The 17,491-nt window shown below is 70.9% G+C and carries 11 protein-coding genes and 1 pseudogene; 5 read left to right on the top strand and 7 right to left on the bottom strand.

The window, feature by feature from the left end:
• Positions 1-18 precede the first annotated feature (18 nt).
• Positions 19-903 (bottom strand): universal stress protein, encoded by an 885-nt coding sequence (locus AC07AB_RS11285; protein ID WP_478563690.1) that lies wholly within the window; start codon positions 901-903, stop codon positions 19-21.
• A gap of 237 nt (positions 904-1,140) precedes the next feature.
• Here AC07AB_RS11285 and AC07AB_RS11280 point away from each other — a divergent pair, with 237 nt between their 5' ends.
• Positions 1,141-1,791 (top strand): helix-turn-helix domain-containing protein, encoded by a 651-nt coding sequence (locus AC07AB_RS11280; RefSeq protein WP_478563687.1) that lies wholly within the window; start codon positions 1,141-1,143, stop codon positions 1,789-1,791.
• A 57-nt stretch (positions 1,792-1,848) separates the two neighbouring features.
• On the opposite strand, the gene AC07AB_RS11275 is transcribed toward AC07AB_RS11280, so the two are convergent.
• From AC07AB_RS11275 to AC07AB_RS11255, 5 genes are all read right to left on the bottom strand, one after another.
• Positions 1,849-4,248 carry a glycoside hydrolase family 65 protein gene (locus AC07AB_RS11275; protein ID WP_478563683.1) on the bottom strand — a complete coding sequence of 800 codons (2,400 nt, stop codon included), beginning with the start codon at positions 4,246-4,248 and terminating at the stop codon, positions 1,849-1,851.
• Positions 4,245-4,985, bottom strand: a complete 741-nt coding sequence (locus AC07AB_RS11270; protein WP_478564677.1) for an HAD family hydrolase — start codon at positions 4,983-4,985, stop codon at positions 4,245-4,247. The genes AC07AB_RS11275 and AC07AB_RS11270 overlap by 4 nt, the downstream gene beginning before the upstream one ends.
• Positions 4,986-5,145: 160 nt before the next feature.
• Entirely contained in the window at positions 5,146-6,222 is a 1,077-nt protein-coding gene (locus AC07AB_RS11265) for a hypothetical protein (RefSeq protein ID WP_478563680.1), read from the bottom strand.
• 19 nt (positions 6,223-6,241) lie between these two features.
• Entirely contained in the window at positions 6,242-7,942 is a 1,701-nt protein-coding gene (locus AC07AB_RS11260; protein WP_478563677.1) for a CHAT domain-containing protein, read from the bottom strand.
• 405 nt (positions 7,943-8,347) lie between these two features.
• Positions 8,348-9,043: a hypothetical protein gene (locus AC07AB_RS11255; protein WP_478563675.1), complete on the bottom strand. Its 696-nt coding sequence runs from the start codon at positions 9,041-9,043 to the stop codon at positions 8,348-8,350.
• A 435-nt stretch (positions 9,044-9,478) separates the two neighbouring features.
• Between AC07AB_RS11255 and AC07AB_RS11250 the strand changes: the two genes are divergently transcribed.
• Together AC07AB_RS11250 and AC07AB_RS11245 are read left to right on the top strand one after the other, a co-directional pair.
• Entirely contained in the window at positions 9,479-10,111 is a 633-nt protein-coding gene (locus tag AC07AB_RS11250; RefSeq protein WP_478563673.1) for a DUF4389 domain-containing protein, read from the top strand.
• A gap of 537 nt (positions 10,112-10,648) precedes the next feature.
• On the top strand, positions 10,649-10,936 hold the full coding sequence (locus tag AC07AB_RS11245; protein ID WP_478563670.1) for a hypothetical protein: 288 nt from the start codon (positions 10,649-10,651) through the stop codon (positions 10,934-10,936).
• A gap of 171 nt (positions 10,937-11,107) precedes the next feature.
• Here AC07AB_RS11245 and gap read toward each other — a convergent pair whose 3' ends face one another.
• Positions 11,108-12,124, bottom strand: a complete 1,017-nt coding sequence (gene gap, locus AC07AB_RS11240) for a type I glyceraldehyde-3-phosphate dehydrogenase (RefSeq protein WP_478563667.1) — start codon at positions 12,122-12,124, stop codon at positions 11,108-11,110.
• 587 nt (positions 12,125-12,711) lie between these two features.
• Between gap and AC07AB_RS11235 the strand changes: the two are divergent.
• Together AC07AB_RS11235 and AC07AB_RS11230 are read left to right on the top strand one after the other, a co-directional pair.
• Positions 12,712-13,434 (top strand): annotated as a pseudogene (locus tag AC07AB_RS11235) (transposase); the annotation flags it as partial.
• A gap of 304 nt (positions 13,435-13,738) precedes the next feature.
• Positions 13,739-17,476 (top strand): CHAT domain-containing protein, encoded by a 3,738-nt coding sequence (locus tag AC07AB_RS11230; RefSeq protein WP_478563664.1) that lies wholly within the window; start codon positions 13,739-13,741, stop codon positions 17,474-17,476.
• Positions 17,477-17,491 lie beyond the last annotated feature (15 nt).

Here is a 17,491-nt window from a genome sequence, read left to right as displayed (position 1 = left end):
TGAGCCCTTCCAGGACGGTCAGTCGTGTGGAACCACGGCCACCGGGCAGCCGGCATGGTGCGTCACTGCGTGGACGACCGAGCCGGTGTGCGGGCCGAAGGCGGTCTTCCGCGGCCGGCGTCCGACGACCAGCAGAGCCGCCGTGGGCGCCGCGTCCAGCAGATGCCGGGCCGCCCGGCCGCGGACGGCCGTACTGGTGACCGCGGTGCCGGGATACTTCCCCCGCCACGGGTGCAGCACTGCCGCCAGGTCCCGCTCCTGTGCGTCTCGCAGATCCGGGACGTCCTGCGGCACGGCCGCGAGTCCATAGGCGGAAGGAAGGGGGCAGGCGTTCACCACGCGCAGGCCGGCTCCCCGGGTCCGGGCCGCCTCGAAGGCGAACTCGATCAGTCCGTCGCACGGGTTCGCGATGTCCAGTCCGACGACGACATCGCGCCCCGCGGGCAGCGGGAACGCGCCGGACGGCCCGCTTTCGTCCACCGGCCCGTGCCCCCGTCGCACGAGGACGACCGGCCGCTCCGACCGCGCGATGGCCCCCAACGCCACCGAGCCGACGAGAAAACCCGTGAGACCGCTCAGCCCACGGGACCCCAGTACGAGGAGTTCCCCCTCCTCGGTAGCGGCCAGGAGCGCGGACAGCGGTGTACGGCAGACCTGCTCGTCGATGATGCGCAGATCGGGATACCTGCCGCTGACACGGTCCACGGTCTCGCGCGGGAGGCGCAGGGCCGCCGCACTCGGCGGCCCTGCCTGCGGCTCGGGCCCGCACGGGGAGGAATGAGACTGCCAGGCGTGCACCATGTGCAGCGGCAGGTCGCGGCGGTCCGCTTCCGCGGCCGCCCAGTCCGTTGCGGCGAGGCTCTCCGGGGATCCGTCGACCCCGACGACGATCGGTCGCGGCATGCTGCGCACCTCCAGTGCTGTCGCACATCCTTTTCCCTCAGCCTGGCGTCACGCAGCTCCGGAACTAAGGGGCCGCACGGGCCCCCGGCCGGGGCCCGTAGGGCCCTACCGGCACCTCGCGTTCAGTGGAACTGTCCGGGAACGAAGCGGGCCCACACGGTCGGGCAAACCGGGGCGAGGGGCGACGGCGCCCTGAAGGTCCCACTGTTCCACGCGTGAAATGAGAGGGGGCGCTCTGTGCCTCATACACGCCGGCCCGGTGACTTCGGGCGGCGCGTCGCCCTGCGGCGCGAGGAAATCGGTCTCTCGCGGGAGCAGACCGCCGAGCGGGCGGGGATGGCGCCCGCCTATCTGCGGTACGTGGAGGAATCGCCCGCGAATGTCGGCATCGACTCGGTCCTCCGTCTGGCCTGGGCCCTGCGCACCAACGCCGACCGGCTGCTGGGTGTCGACGACGCGGTCGCATCGGGGCCGTCCGGTGACGTCGGCCGCCCCGTCCTCACGGAGCTGTCCGTCGAAGAGAGCTGGAGACGGCTGGCCGGACACGGCATCGGGCGTGTGGTCATATCCGCCGCTCCGGCACCGGAGGTGCTGCCGGTGAACTACGCGGTCCTCGATCGCACGATCGTCTATCGCACCGGGCCCGGCTCCGCACCGGCCGCGGCGGCGGGGAAGACGGTCGCCTTCGAGGCCGACGAGGTGGACGAGGTCCGGCACGAGGGGTGGAGCGTCCTCGCGGTCGGGACAGCCGAGCGGGTGACCGACCCCGCCGCGGTGCGCAGACTCGATCAGGCGGGCGTCAGCGAGCCGTGGGCCGGCGGCAACCGCGAACAGTGGATCCGGATCGCCCCCAGCCGCGTCACCGGGCGTCTCATCCACAGCGCTTGACGGCACGCCCGAAGCGCACGGGGACCGGAGCCTGACACCGCCGGTTCCTCCGTGGCCTCATTGGTCCGTGAGCGTCAGCCGGCACGATTCGCCGGGGGCCACCGAGACGCCCCGGTCGGAGAGTTCGACGGTGAGCGGCAGGCGGTCGGAGGGCGGCACGGTGATGTGGAGCCGTCCGGCGCGCATCCGCAGCCGTACGCCCCAGTGGCCCCGGTAGCGGACGGAGAAACCGTACTCGGAGATCTCCGGAAGCGGCACCGGGTCGAGCCACAGGGCTCCGTCGCGGGGCTCCAGCCCCGTCAGTCCGCGCTGTACGAGGTCGAGGGTGCCGGCCATCGCCCCGAGGTGAATGCCTTCGCCGGTCGTGCCGCCCTGGAGATCGGCGACGTCCCCTTCGAGAGCCTCCTGGCAGTACTTCCACGCCTCGGCCCGGCGGACTCGGGCCAGAACCCAGCCGTGGACCAGACCGCTGAGGGTGGAACCGTGGCTGGTGCGACCGAGGTAGTAGTCGACCGTGCGGCGCCAGGTGGCCTCGTCGAGATCGTGGCCGAGCCGACGGAAGATCCCCCTCAGTTCGGCGGCCGGGAAGAGGTAGCCGAGCATCAGCACATCGGCCTGTTTGGACGCCCGGTAGCGGTTGACCGTGTCGCCCTCGGACTCCAGGATCCGGTCGAGCCTGCGGATGTCGCCGTAGCGGGCGCGGTAGCCGTCCCAGTCCAGCTCGGCGAGGTCCCCGTATCCCTCGAACTGGCTGATGACGCCCTCGTGGAACGGCACCCGCAGCTTGCGGGATACATCTTCCCAGCGGGCGAGTTCGCCGCTCTCCAGCCCATGGCGTTCCAGGAGTTCGCGCCTGCGGGGCTCGGGCAGCGTACGCAATAGCTCCAGCGTCCGGGTGAGCACCCAGGCCGCCGTGACGTTGGTGTACGCGTTGTCGTCGAGGCCCGGCTCCGCGGCATCGGGGTAGGCGTCGTGGTATTCGTCGGGGCCGACCACGCCCCGTATCCGGTAACGCCCCAGGTCCGGGTCGTACGAGGCCGACGACGCCCAGAAACGGGCGATCTGGAGCATCATCTCCGCGCCCTTGGTGTGCAGGAACTCCGTGTCCCCGCTCGCCTCGCAGTACTGCCACACGTTGTACGCGACCGCGCTGCTGACGTGGTGCTGGAGCCGGGAGTGGTCCGGCAGCCAGCGTCCGGACCGCGGGTTGAGATGCAGCTGCTGGGTCTCCTCCCGGCCGTCGCTGCCGCTCTGCCAGGGGTACATGGCGCCGGACCGGCCCGCCTGACGGGCCGCGTCGCAGGCCGCCTCCAGCCTGCGGTACCGGTAGGTGAGCAGGGACCGGGACACCGCGGGAAAGTGCAGGTTGAGGTAGGGCAGGACGAACAGCTCGTCCCAGAACACGTGCCCGCGGTACGCCTCACCGTGCAGCCCCCGCGCCGGGACGCCGACGTCGAGGTCCGCGGTGTGCGGCGAGAGGGTCTGCAGGACGTGGAAGAGATGCAGCCGCAGAACGTGACCCGCTTTGCCGGGAACATCGAGGTCCGCGCCGTCCCACAACTGCTGCCATGCGAGACGGTGCGATTCCAGCAGGACGCCGAAGGCCGGCGCCCTGCTCACACGCTCGACGGCGGCGCGCAGCGGATCTCCGATGGCCGGGTCTCGCGAGGTGTGCAGAGCGACGGTCTTGTCGACGATGGTGGTGCGGCCCGGCGAGAGCGGGAGGCGCAGCAGGTGGGCGGCGCGCGTCTGCGCGGGGAGAGAGCTGATGGGTCCCGCGGGCCCGTGCACCGCGGTACGGGCCGCCATGCCGATCCGAATGTCGGAGGTACGTGTCCGGCAGCTCAGCCAGATCGTGTCCGCCGCCGCGACTCCTGTGTGGACGTGCGTCAAGTGGGCGCCGTTCAGGGCGCTGTAGCGCGGCACGCCGGAGTTCTCGACCGCGCCGTCGAGGGCTGCCTCGACCTCGATCTCCCCGGACCGGCCCTCGATGGCGAACTCCGTGCGCAGGGCCGCGATGTGCGGGTCCGCCATGTGCACGAGACGCACCTGGTGTACGGACAGCCGTCGGCCGTCCTCACTCCGGTACCGCATGCGGCGCTCCAGGACACCGGCGCGCAGGTCGAGGGTCTGATGGTGGTCGAGGAGGGCCGGGGTGTCGGGGGACAGCCACGGTCCGGGGCCGTCGTGGTCGCGGAAGCGGAAGCGCAGGGGGAGCCAGTTGGGCAGGTTGACCAGGTCCTCGTTCTCGACTTCGCGCCCCGCCACGGTGGACGTGAGGCGGTTGTAGCAGCCCGCCGCGTACGTACCGGGGTAGTGCACGGGGCCCGCCGTGCACTCGGGGGCCGCCCCGCGCGTGGCGAAGTAGCCGTTGCCGAGGGTGCACAGCGCCTCGCGCAGGCGCGCCTGCCGCGGATCGTACCCCTCGAACTCCCAGCGCCAGCCCTGCACCGTCATCCCTCCGTCCCATCGGTGAGCAGCTCCGCGAGGTCTCGGACCACCAGGTCCGCACCGTGTTCGAGCAGGTCGGCCCCGCTGTCCGCGCCCGCTGTCCGGTCCACACCGACCACCAGCCCGAAGCCGCCCCGCCGCGCCGCTTCGACGCCGGCCAACGCGTCCTCCACCACGGCGGTCCGCGCCGCGGGGACGCCGAGCCGGCACGCGGCTTCCAGGAACAGGGCCGGATCGGGCTTTCCGGGCAGCCTCATCCGGGCGGCCTCGCCGCCGTCCACCAGTACGTCGATGAACTCCATCAGCCCGGTGCGGGAGAGAAGCTCGGGGGCGTGCCGGGACGCCGACGCCGCGGCCACGGGCACCCCCTCCTTGCGCAGGGCTCGCAGCAGTCGCACCGTGCCCGGATAGGCGGCGATGCCGTACCGGCGCAGCCGCCCGGTGAAATGCTCTTCCTTCAGCGCGGCGACCGCGCCGACGCTGTCGGTCCCCGGCGGGTCGTCCAGGCTTCCGGCCGGCAGCGATACGCCTCGGGAGGTCAGGAAGGCCGAGGCTCCGTCCATCCGGGACTTGCCGTCCACATAGCGCAGGTAGTCCGCGTGCGGGTCGAACGGCCGCCGTTGTTCCGGAGCTTGGGGCGGATGGTCGAGCAGGCAGACGTCGAAGGCGGACTTCCATGACGCCGCGTGGACCCGCGCGGAGTCGGTGATCACCCCGTCGGTGTCGAGGACCACGGCGTCCATCGCCTTCAGGACCGGGACCCGCTCTCCGCTGGGGCCGAACGGCGGGCGGGTCACAGCTGCCCAACCGGGTAGGCCGTGCGATCGCGCCTGTTTGAACCTGCGCCTGCGGTCATCAGGTGCTGCTCCTTCATAAGTAGTGGCCTCGGTGAACGCGTCGTGACTATTCCGGCCGGGCGGGCCGCCCGGCACGGGCCGGGCGGCGATTCCGGCGAGGGGCCGGCACCCAGCGGAGCCGAGGTGGGCCCGGGTCCGGAGAGGGATGGCTGTAGACGGCCTTGCCACCCGCGACGAGAAAGTCGGCGAGGACCCGGCCGGTGATCTTCTCTTGGTCGGAATCCTCCGGCAGCGGCAGGTGCAGCGCCCGCAGCAGGTCGAACCGGTGCAGGTCGAAAGCGGCCATCATGAGGCGTCCGTAACCGGCCGCGGCGACGACCGCGGTGCGGTAGGCGATCCACGAGAGGAGCAGCAGCACGGCGGGGACAGCGATCCACGGCCATCGGGTGCCGCCGACCGGGCGCAGCACGCCCAGCGCCAGCAGCGCGGACAGGAACGTGACCGCGCTGATACGCGTCAGGAAGTCCATCTGGTCACGCTGGTCGTCAACGGCCTCCCGGACGGTGGGCGACAGCACGCTGTGCAGCAGAGGCCAGAGCATGACGGCGTCGAGCCCGTAGCGCCGTGTGACGGCTTCCTCGGAGGCGCGCAGCATATTGCCCAGGCGTGTCGGCAGAAGCCGCTCCGCCGCCGGGAAGCCCATCAGACACTGCGCGGCGTACTCCGCGCGCCGCAGGCTCAGCTGCGCCTGTGTCGCCCGGCGGATCTCCTCCGGCGTCCTTCCGGCGCGTCCACACGACAGCGCCGCGTCGACGCGGGGCCCCTCGACGGCGGCCTGGTCCCGCAGACGCTCCAGTCTCCTACGCTGCCGTGTCACCGCACGGGTGGCGAGCCGCATCGGGCCGCCCGGGGACCAGGTCCAATACCCTTCGAGGAGCCGGACCAGGGGCAGTTGCAAGGGCTGAGCGACCAGGGCGACGACCACGACGCCGAGGACGAGGAACGCCAGCTGCCCGCTGCCCAGCCCGCCCACCGCCGACGTCAGATTCCCCCACGCGGGCGGGTCTTCGAGCAGGAACAGGCCGACGGTGAAGACGACGAGGAAGGCCGTCGGCACCAGTCCCACGACCAGAAACCGGCTCAACCGACCGCTCAGCAGCCCCGTCAGCCCCGTCAGCATCACGAACGATCTCCATCGGAGGTCATCTCCACATACCTCTTCCCATGTGTACGACAGATCGGGAAGTGAGTGGGCACGTGGTGGAAGGAGATCCGTGGGGGCTCGTCACGGTCGGCGCCGGGAACCGGTCGAGAAGCTCCGGGAGCTTCAGCTCCCGAAGCTCGTCGATGTCGTCGATCACCAGCAGGTGGCGGTGGCGGGAGAGCGCGCTCCGCAACAGGTTCCACTGCTCGGTGGGCGGTGCCTGCTGCAGGCCCGGGACACTCAGATGCGCGGCGATCTGCCGGAACAGGTCGTCGGCCGTCCAGCCCTTGTCCTGCTTGCGCGGGAAGGGCGCGGAGAGCGGCGACGTGTGCCGTGCCGCCCAGGCGACGCCGGCGGGCACGTCGGCACTGTCCGCGTGGTCGTTCAGGTATCTGCGCACGGCCTCCAGGACCAGGCTCGACGCACCGCAGCCCGCCGGAGCCCGCACGACGATGATGCGCTCGCCGCGCTCCAAGGCCGTGCGAAGGTCCCGTAGAAGGGGGATTCGGCACGGCAGGGGGGTGTACTTCGGCCAGGACGGCAGCCTGTCCACCGTGGCATGCGACCGTGAGATCAGAGCACGGCCGGACGGGCCCGGCCCGATCCCCTGGTCGGACTTGGGCCGCGGCGCGTTGCTGAACAGGACCCCGTCCTCGACATTGCTGTACAGGACCGGTGCGGCCCAGGAGGAGCCGCCCAGCACGCCGACGTGCAGGGCTTGCCGGGCGCTGGTCACGGCCGCCTCCAATTGCTCACCGTCGGCCAGTGCTCCGTAGAAGGCACGGGAGAAGTCCGCGACCTGCCGGTCGGTGATGAGGCTCTGGAATCCGATGACCGCGGGCACCTTCGCCCTGAACGCGGCCTCGGCCACGCCCAACAGCCGGTGCGGGACGCAGTCGCTCCTGGGGCCGCCGCACGCGCAGACGAGGAAGAGTTGCAGTTTCGGGTCGGCCAGTACGATCGAGCCCAGGTCGCGGCCCTTCACGTGACAGGTCGTGCCTTGCTCGTTCTGCAAGAGCAGGCAGTCGGCTCCCTCGTACTGCCCGCCGTGACCGATGAACTGCACCACATCCCAGCCCTGCCCCATCGCCGCGGCGAGCCGGGAGACGGTCACCGGTCCGGTGGTGTCGTCCATGACGCTCAACTCCACCCTCGGCGAGAGCTCCCCCAGCGCTTCCCGCACCTCCTCCAGCACTCCGGCGGCGCTGAACCGCGGCTGGTCCGTCGGCTGCGCCACCACGACCAGAACGCGCAGCGGCCGGGGGAACTCCTTCTGCCTCGGCGTGTACAGCGTGCTGTCGTACCGGATGACCGGCTGCAGCGGCGACAGGACGAAGGGATACGAGGCCGACTCGACGGGGCAGATCAGCTCCCACGGCAGCGCGGCCAGGTCGTGGTCGCGGATGTCGAGCCGCAGCCGAAGCGCGGCCTCCGTTCCCGCGTTCCTCGCCATCCATCCCCACAGGGCCCGCAGGCCCCCGGACAGCAGTGCGGCGAAGAGCCGCTGGCCCAGCCATTCCGCGTCCTCCCAATTGGCCTCGCCCCGGCTGAAGAGAGCGAGCCTCTGTCCGAAGTCCGCATCGGGGCACACCAGTTGCACGGGGTCGCCGCGTTCCACCGACGGTCCGACCGCTTCGACCCAGGAGTCCCCGTTCCGGTCCGTGGAGAGCTTCAGGTCGAGGTAAGGCGTGGCCGTCATGACTGCCCCTTCTCCGGCGCCGACCGAGCCCAACACGCCCTGACTCTCCCGGCCACCCCGTGCCGCCGCCCGGCTGGTGAACGTCGTGGACCCAGCATCGACAGGGCGCACCGCGGCTGCCAGGGCCGAAGGGGCCACACCTGACTGCTCGTCGACGCCAGTAGTGGTGGCGAACGCGGAGAGGCCGGTTTCGGGCCCGCGGCCACGGCCTCTGCCGAATCGGCCTTCCCTCCGAGATCGTTCCCCCTCAACACGCCCGACCGGGCACCGCACGGGCACCGCGTGCGGGAGGTTCATCAGGACAGAGAAAGGAACCGCGGCCGTGCGCCGCTCAGCCGCCCAGGGCCGCGCGGCTGCGCGACAGGAGCGCCTCGCCATACGGCCCGGCCGCGGCTTAGCGGCCCACTACCTCGCGGCCGGCTTCCGGCAGCCGGCACTCACTCGTAGCCGCAGGTTCCGGAACTGGCGGAGCTGCATCGTCACATGTGCGGGTTCCCACAACAGCAGGTCCAAGGGCCGGGTGAGCAACCGCGGTCGGCTCCGGCTCCGCGTACGGACGATGAGGCGGGTGCCGTTCCGCGCGGTGCGGCGGAGGTGGAAGCCCCAGACGGAGTCCATGTAGGCCCCGGGCAACGGACCGGACCGCGCGTCGAAGGGACGGCCTGACAGCAGTTCCACGGACAGCCGCAGCACCAGGGTCCGTTCCGGTTCGACGACGGCGGCCGTGAACCACATCGCACCGCCAGGAACCGCCGCCAGTCGCTGCCCTTCCTTGAGGACCTGCCACCGGGTGACGATGCGGTCGGCGCTCGGGCGCCGCGCGTTGTCGAACCGGTCGAAGCTGTACCAGCCCCCGCGGTCGCAGCCCATCTGCACCAGCCAGGGCCAGACCTCCTCCGGCGGCGCCGGGAGCGTCGTGGCCAGAGTCGCTCCGCCGCCGCAGCCGGCGACCAGATCGTCACCGGGCCAGTTCCCGGCCGCCTCGGCGCGCGTCGCGCCCCAGGTCAGCAAGCGCGGCCGGATGAATGCACCGTAGACGGCCGTCGTCACCACGGCGCCCGCGCTGGAGAGAGGCCGGAGCATCGGTCGGTTTTCGCTCATGGTGTCAGCGTCACGCTCCCGTCCAGCTCGGCACAGAGGCTGGGCGGCTCCGGGCAGGGCCGTTCGGCACCTGTCAACGCCCGGCGCCTCGGGCCGACGGTGGGCGAACGGACGCGCCCGGCCCCTACGCCGAGCACCTGCCGGGCCCGGACGTCGTCACTCATCGCACCGACAAGCACAGGAGGCACCGATGAACTGTCCACCGCGGTGGTCGTCATCGCCGCGATGTTCGCCCTCGCAGCCGCTATCAGCAGCAACTTCGCGAGGTCGAGGAGATGACCGAGGACTGATCCCGACCGGGACACGCCGGGCCGGGGACTGCGCATTCCGATCGACTCCTGAACGCCTTCCGGTCGGCGAGCATCCGCATGACGGTTGTTCGCGCATCCGGCCCTGCTCCGGCCGCCTCGTCCGAGGTGACCAAAAGTGAAGCGGATGTCCTCTGCCACGCCCTACCCGGTCCGCCTGGAGGCGACGCTCGACCCGCAGTTGTCGCGCTGGCTGTGGCTGGTGAAATGGCTGCTCGTCATCCCGCACTGGATCGTACTGGCCTTCTTGTGGGTCGCGTTCATCGTGGTGAGCGTCGTGGCGTTCTTCGCCATTCTCTTCACGGGCCGCTACCCGCGAGCGCTGTTCGACTTCTCCAGCGGTGTGCTGCGCTGGACCTGGCGCGTCCTCTACTACTCGTACAGCGCCCTCGGCACCGACCGCTATCCGCCGTTCCGCCTGGCCGACGTACCGGACTATCCGGCTCACTTCGACGTCGTCTACCCCAAGCAGCTCTCCCGTGGGCTGGTGCTGGTGAAGTGGTGGCTGCTCGCCCTGCCACACTACGTACTGCTCGGGTTCTTCACGTCCGGGGTCTGGCGCTGGGGCGGACTAGTCGGTGTGCTGGTGCTGTTCGCCGCCGTGTCCCTGCTGTTCACCGGCCGCTACCCTCCGGGCCTTTACGCGCTCGGCCTCGGCCTCAACCGCTGGGTCATGCGCGTCATCGCCTACGCGGCCCTGCTGACGGACGTCTACCCTCCATTCCGCCTCGACCAGGGCGGCTCCGAACCGGAGGCGTGAACACGGTCGCCGCCATGTGCCCGTAGTACGGATAGCCGGACCGGTGCACGCCGCACGGCATAGCCTCTGCGCGAGAGCCCGCTCCTCGACCGTCGTCACGAACGGCAGCGCCACGGACAGGCCATGCCGTACGAGAGAGAAGACGCGAACGCGCCGGATCGGGACATCGGAGCGGCCAATCGGCGCTCCGGCTGCGCTTCGTCCTCTGCCACGGCAGCCGCCCCCTCGCGGGGCGGTCGGGTCTATACCTCATCCCGGCAACTCGCCACAAGCAGTCGCGACAGCGAGGACGACATTCCGCCGTCAAGCGTCACACCCCGCCGGGGGCCTGATGGGCAGGACGGTTCGCGCCGGGACGAGGGCGGCCGTCCGGCCTGAGCCGGAGAGGATCGCTCCTTCTGCGAGTTCGTACGTCAGCACGGTGCTCCCGTATGGCCAGACAGTCTGTGGCTGGCGGGGGCTCCGCGTCGGCGCGCGGAACCCGTAGCGGCGATCTCCGCCTCCAGCCGTGCGGGGCTCCTGCTGGACGCGGCGAGTGTGCGGCACCGCTTCGGCACGGTGGTGGACGGCCGCGACCGCCCCGGACCGGGGCTCTCCCTCGGTCCCTGTCTGTTGCTGGAGGCGGCCCGGCGGCTGCGGGCCGACGCTGCGCGCACCGCGGTGGTCGTGGCGGCGCGGGCCTGGGTTTCGGCGGCCCGGCGAGGCGGCTTGGGCACCGTGATCGGGCTGAACCGCGCAGCGCGGGCCGAACACGCGGTGGAACTCTATGAACGGGGAGCCGATCATGTAGTGAGCAGTCTGGGCCGGCTGACGCCCACCGCCTGACGTACGGTCGGCAAAGTCCTGGCAGTGCGCCGGGTACCAACCGTTCCTCCTGCCCGGACGCCTCCGCCACCGCGTCGGCCGGCGGCCGCGATGCCGGACCCAGCTCCGCCCCGCAAAGCCGGATAGCGCAGCAGGCATCCTCATGTCGGCGGCCGGCTGCCCCGCCCCGGCTCAGAGCCGGGAGGCGACGTGCTCGGTCAGGTCCAGGAGCCGGTTCACGTAGCCCCACTCGTTGTCGTACCAACCGAACACCTTCACGAGATCGCCGCGCGCCAGGGTCAGTCCCGAGTCCAGGACGCAGGAGGCCGGATCGCCGATGACATCCCGCGAGACGATCGGCGCGTGGCTCACCCGGAGCACCGAGCCGAGCGGCCCGGCGGCAGCCTCCTCGAACGCCGCGTTGACCCCCTCCGCGGTGGTCTCCTGTTCCAACAGGACGGTCAGGTCGGTCAGGGATCCGTCCTCCACCGGTACCCGGACCGCCAGCCCGTCCAGAGCGCCCACCAACTCCGGCAGCACCATGCCTACGGCACGCGCGGCGCCCGTACTGGTGGGGATAATGTTCACGGCAGCGGACCTGGCCCGCCGCAGGTCCTTGTGCGGACCGTCGAGCAACGCTTGGTCGTTGGTGTAGCCGTGGATCGTGGTCATCAGTCCCTTGCGGATACCGAAGGCGTCGTGGAGTACCTTGACCATCGGCACGACGCAGTTGGTCGTGCACGACGCGCAGGAGACCACGTGATGCCGGTCCGGCTCGTACGCGTTCTCGTTGACGCCCATCACCACGGTCGCGTCCGCGTTCTTCCCCGGCGCCGACAGCAGCACTTTCACGGCACCGTTCTTCAGGTGCACCGCGGCAGCGTCCCGCTCCCTCAAGCGCCCCGTCGATTCGATGACGACTGTTGCGCCCAGCCCCCGCCAGTCCAGACCGGCCGGGTCCCTTTCGGCAGACACGGCTATCCGGTGTCCGGCTACGAGCAGCGCGTCTTCCTCGAACGCTACGGGCCGGCCCAGCCCGCCATACGTCGAGTCGTGCTCCAGCAGATGCGCCAAGGTCGCCGCCGGCGCGATGTCGTTGATCGCCACCACCTCCACCGGCGTCCCGCCCCTCTCCGCCCGCTCCAGAGCACAGCGAAGGTAGTTCCGCCCGATACGCCCGAACCCGTTGACCGCTACCCGCACCGCCATGCCGCGCCGCCTTCTGGTTGATCCCATGGACACGAACGCGTGCCGCCGCCCGAGGCCACAGCACTCCACCACCCTCCCGGACAGCCGTATGCGACGCAGAGGGCCGAACGGCCCACTCCCGGGGCCCACAACGGCCTCTTGACACCCGGCCCCGACGCGGCGGAACACCTCAAGACAGCGACTGCCGCCCGCGTGGGCAGCCGTCATGCGTGGCAGAACGAGTAGGCGAGCTCGACAAAGCCCTGCCCGTACTCGCCGCACGATGGCGATTCAGTGGCCTGCCGTACGTCCGGACAGCCACGCCAGACGGCGGACGAGCCCGGCCCGCCCATCGCCGCCCCTGAACCATGGGCCGGATGGCCCTGTGCCAGGGCCGTTCGCCCCCCTTCCCGCCGACGCGCTCCAGCCGACAATGAGGACACAGCCCACGCGGAACAGGCATGGCTCACAAAGGGCGGCTCCTGACCTCGTGCTTTCACGAGCAGGTCAGTCCGAAGCGTGACCAAAGAAGCGAGGAGCGCCTCTGAACTGGGACGATGGGACTTGTCTAGGGTCCTGGTCGTCGTCAAGAAAGCTGCACTCCTCAGGTGAAGAAGCGTAGCGGGTCCTACCCGCCTGTCCATGTCGAGGTCGGCGGCTACTCGGTGGTCTCGCAGGCCGGGGCGGTGCTGCTGGTCGAGGCGGTCCGCAAGTCCGGTCTGGACGGCGCGATATCGGCGGCACTGGTGCCGTGGCGCAAGCCGCGGGCGGTGCACGACCCGGGCAAGGTCCTGCTGGATGTCGCACGCGCGGTCGCTCTGGGCGGGGATTGCCTGACGGACGCGGCGATGCTTCGGGCCGAGCCTTAAGTGTTCGGCCCGGTGGCCTCTGATCCGACCATCTCCCGCCTGGTCGGCGCTCTTGCCGCGTCCGGATCGAAAGCCCTGATGGCGATCCGCTCGGCACAGGCCGAAGTGCGTCAGCGGGTCTGGGAGTTCGCCGGGGCGAGCACTCCGGCCGCCGAGGGCGGCATCATCGTGGACATCGACGGTGTGCTGGTGCTCGCGCATCCCGAGAAACAGGACGCCACACCGACCGGGAAGAAGCCCTTCGGCCATCATCCGCTCGTGGCGTTCGTCGACCACGGTCCGGCCAGGTCCGGGGAGCCGGTGGCGGCCCTGCTGCGGCCCGGCAACGCGGGCTCCGACACCGCCGCCAGCCACATCGCCACCGCCCAACTCGCCCTGGCTCAACTGCCAAAGCGCCTGCGAAGGGGACGGCAGACGCTGATCCGCACCGACTCCGGCGACGGCACCCACACCTTCATCGCCTCGAAATCGCAGGGCAGGCAGCGCTAGGAACGTGTTGGTGTTTGGTTGCGACGAAGTAGTGCTTGTCGATCACGTACACCGAGGCGCGGTCGTGCAAGGGGCCACCGGGTGCCAGCGGTTCGCTCAGGATCCGGCGGCGCTGGCTGGTTTACGAAGTCACGTACTACCGCGAACCACGAAACCCCAGGTCACAGTCACGACCTAGAGTCTCGATCAAACCCGGAACGGTTCACATCCCGTCAACCGCACTCCGCGGGAGGGCGGAGCGAGCAGACTGGGGTATGTGCCGGACGTAGACATGATCGTGAATCGGACGCTAGCCCGTTTCGACGTGGGCCGGTCGCCGGAGGTGGACCGGATACTGGCGTCCACGAAAGACGATCCGCGCAGTTGGCTGGTGCCGACCGCCGGTCTGCTGCGTGCTTCGTGGAGCGGGGATGGCAAGGGTGCGGCGGCTGCCGCCGCGGCGCTGATGGGGCTGGCGTTGGACACCGCTGCCCATGACCATCCCGAGCGCGCCCGATGGACGCTGCACTTGTGGCTGGCCGAGCACACCCTTTCGGCCCTGTACGGAGACTATCGGCTGTCCCAGGAAGTGCGTCATCGTCTTGCCGCGCAGACCCAGAACCGTGCGGCGGGTGATCCGGTGGCGGTCGCGGCCACGTACCCGGAGCTGCCGCCGTCCCGCCACTTCGAGGCAGCTCCCCCCATCGAGTACGAAGCCCAGCGACTCGTCGCCGGGTTGCCACCCGACGACCTCAGTCTGCCCACGCTGCTGGCCCGACTGGCGCAAGCCGCCTATCAGCGCTACGAGTCCGGGAACACCGCGGCGCTCACAGACGCCTGGGCACGGGCGCGTGCCGCACTCACCGCAGTCACACCCGACCACGTCGACGCGGCGACGGTCGGGCGCACGGCCGCCTACGCCGGGGTCGCCTGGTTCCGCCTGCACCTCCAGGACCGCTCGGCTGTGGAGACCGCGGTCCACGCGGGCCACGTCGCCTTGGACGCCGTACACCGCGCCCGAGGGCAGGGCGCTCCCTACGACCGGTACGAATCCGCTACCGCGCACTTCGTCCTGGCGATCGCCCTGATGTCGGCGGCGACCGACCGCCCGGAGCTGGCAACCGTCGACGAGGCGATCGAACACCTCGAGGCGTTCCGGGCCGAAGGTCCGCCGGACGACCGCGGCATGTACAACGTCAACATGGCGTCCATGCTGAGCGCCCGGGGCTTCCTGACCTGGTCGCCGCAGGATGTGACGCGGTCGGACGAATTATGGGCAGCGCTGGCGCGGGAGTTGCCCGGCAGGCATCCGCTGCTGCCGCACATCGCTCAAAAGCGAGAGGCAGCAGCCAAGTTGGTTCGGCTGATGCGCACCTTCCCGTTCAACCCGAGCGGGCTGGTCCGCGGCCTCAACCCCTTGTTCGGTGACATCCTGACCGAACTGCCCCCGTTGCAGTTGGACAGCCCACTGGCGCCGCCCGGCTACACGTCTCCCGGAGCGGGGGCACGGCCGGAAGCCACGGCGTACGCCGCCAGCCAGGACTTCCCCTTCGCTGCCGGGCCGGCAGCGGGCGCGGAGCCGGTCTGGCCTCCGGGTCCGGGCGCCGTCCCCGACCCAGGTCTGCGGACGGCTCCCGAACCGGTCGCCGAGCCCTGCGACCCCTCGGCGCCGCGGCACGTCGATCTGCCGCCGGACGCGGCCGCCGTGTGGCGCAACTTGGTGGCGGCCGACGGCACACCACTGGATCCGCGGCTCCTCGCGTCCGCCGAGAAGCAGTTGCGTGCCCGGCTCGCGCAGCCGGGCCCGGACGACGGCCGCGGCTGGGTGGCTTCCGTGCTCGTACACATCCTGGTCGCCGGCTACACCCTCAGCAGCGATCCGACGGAGCTGGAGAGGGCCATTAGGTCCGGTGACGAAGTCCTGGCCGACCTGCCTCGGACCAGCCCCCACTACATCGACCTGTTGTGCGCGGTGGAGCCCTACCGGCACACGTACGGCATGGCGCGCCAACACGCCGCGACCGTCGAACGGGCCGTGAGTTCCCTGCTCTGGGCCAGGAAGCAGCTGCCCGAGCGCTCGATTCCCTGGCTGGGTGTCTCGATCCCCTACGCGCACGCGCTCTCCGACCTGTCAGGGCTGCTACGCGATCCCGTCAGGTCCGCGGAGGCGGTGCGCATCATGCAGGACGTGTCCCGGCAGCTGGAGGACCTGCCGGAGCAGGCGGCGGTCCTCGGCGAGGAACCGTTCCGGGACCGTCTGCGCCCAGCGTTCGACCAGGTCCGCCACGCGGTGCTCGGCACCGATGCCTATGTGCGGGCCGACAGCGACGCGTTCGACACGGCTGATGCACAATGGGACCCGGCATCGGAGCAGTTACTGCCGCCGCCGGCCAGGTTCGAGAACGCGCGGCTGGCACTCGGCCGCGCCATGGAGAGCCGCGAATGGGGGCAGGCCGCCGACGCCGCCGCCGTCGCACTGGACGTGCTGCCTCTGTTGACGTCACGAGCCCTGGACCGCGACGACCGCCAAAAGGCCCTGCGCACCGCGCTGCTGGGCCGCCCCTACCTCATGGCCACACCCCAGCAGGGCGCCGCGGGCCTGCCCGACCAGATCACCGGGACCAGCCTCGGCCGCACCGGGTGCGCCGTGGCCATCGCGGCGGGCCGGACCGAGCAGGCGCTGACGCTACTGGAAGAGGGCCGGGCCGTACTCATGGCCCAGGACCTGGAAGCCCGGACCGACGTATCGAACCTGGCCGCGGACCTCCCCGAGGCGGCCGCCCGATTCACCGCCGTCAGCGAACGGATGCTGCGCGCGGAGAGCGACGGTGCGGGCGAGGAGTCCACGCGGGTACGCGAACAGCACTCCTCGGCCGACGAGTGGCGGCGGCTGCTCACAGACATCCGGGGACACCCCGGGTTCGAGCGATTCCTGCTGCCGCCGACCGAGCGGCAGATGCGGGACGAGGCCGCGGAGGGGCCGATCGTCATGATCAACGTCGACGCGCTGCGCTGTGACGCGCTCGTGGTCACACCTCGGGGCGTCAGGCACGTACCGCTCGACGTGACCGAAGGACGCCTGGCCGACACAGCACAGGAGTTCCTGGCCGCGGTCGGCACGAACCAGGACTCGCCGCACGAGCAACAGCAGGCGCGCGAGGTCATCTTCAGCACGCTGGAGTGGCTGTGGGACACCGTCGCCGAACCGGTCCTCGACGCGGCAGGTTTCACCGCGCCGCTCCCCCACGACACGCCCCGGCTGGCGATCCCGCGGCTGTGGTGGTCCGCCTCCGGCCCACTGGCTCACCTGCCGCTGCACGCTGCTGGACACCAGCGCAAGAACCAGCTCGCGCAGCGGCGCTCGGTACTGGACCGGGTCGCCTCCTCCTACACCCCGGGCATCAGGGCGCTGCGCCACGCCCGCCAGGCCGCGGCGCGCGGGAAAGTACAGGGCTCGTACCTGGCCGTGACGCAGCCGACCGGAAGCAGCGGCGCTCGCGGAGCGTCCGCCAGGGAAGTGGCCTCGGTCGCACGTGTGCTGGCCGGGCTGCGCACCCTGGACGGTCCCGACGCGACCCCGGCTCAAGTGCTCGCCGAACTGCCCGCGGCCGCCCTGGTGCACTTCGCCTGCCATGGTCTGAGCGATGCGGAGAATCCGGCCGCAAGCCGTCTGTCGCTGACAGGCGGCCCGCTCAGCGTTGCCGAGATCTCCCGGCAGCGACTGCCGTATGCGCAGCTCGCCGTCCTCCTCGCCTGTCACACCGCCCGTACCGACCGGCTGCCCGACGAAGCGATCCACTTGGCGTCGGCCTTTCAGGTGGCCGGCTATCCGCAGGTGATCGGTGCCCTGTGGGAAGCGGGCGACCTGGCATCGGCCCGGCTGACAGACCAGTTCTACCGCTCCGTCCGGGGCTACGGATCCGGTGTCGACGTACGCCACGCGAGCCGTGCTCTGCATGTGATCGTGCACGGCCTGCGGACCCGCTATGCCAAGTCTCCTGCCGTGTGGGCGCCATACGTGCACACGGGATGCTGAGCGTCGGCCAGCGAT

The sequence above is a fragment of the Streptomyces sp. NPDC044033 genome (assembly GCF_056434425.1).
The sequence above is the reverse complement of the archived record's forward strand: the minus strand, read 5'-3'. Positions and strand labels throughout refer to the sequence as shown.

Coding starts and splice junctions, on each gene's coding strand:
- AC07AB_RS11285 (WP_478563690.1), bottom strand. CDS start 903: ATGCCGCGACCGATCGTCGTCGGGGTCGACGGATCCCCGGAGAGCCTC.
- AC07AB_RS11275 (WP_478563683.1), bottom strand. CDS start 4,248: ATGACGGTGCAGGGCTGGCGCTGGGAGTTCGAGGGGTACGATCCGCGG.
- AC07AB_RS11270 (WP_478564677.1), bottom strand. CDS start 4,985: ATGGACGCCGTGGTCCTCGACACCGACGGGGTGATCACCGACTCCGCG.
- AC07AB_RS11260 (WP_478563677.1), bottom strand. CDS start 7,942: ATGACGGCCACGCCTTACCTCGACCTGAAGCTCTCCACGGACCGGAAC.
- AC07AB_RS11255 (WP_478563675.1), bottom strand. CDS start 9,043: ATGAGCGAAAACCGACCGATGCTCCGGCCTCTCTCCAGCGCGGGCGCC.
- AC07AB_RS11250 (WP_478563673.1), top strand. CDS start 9,479: ATGTCCTCTGCCACGCCCTACCCGGTCCGCCTGGAGGCGACGCTCGAC.
- gap (WP_478563667.1), bottom strand. CDS start 12,124: ATGGCGGTGCGGGTAGCGGTCAACGGGTTCGGGCGTATCGGGCGGAAC.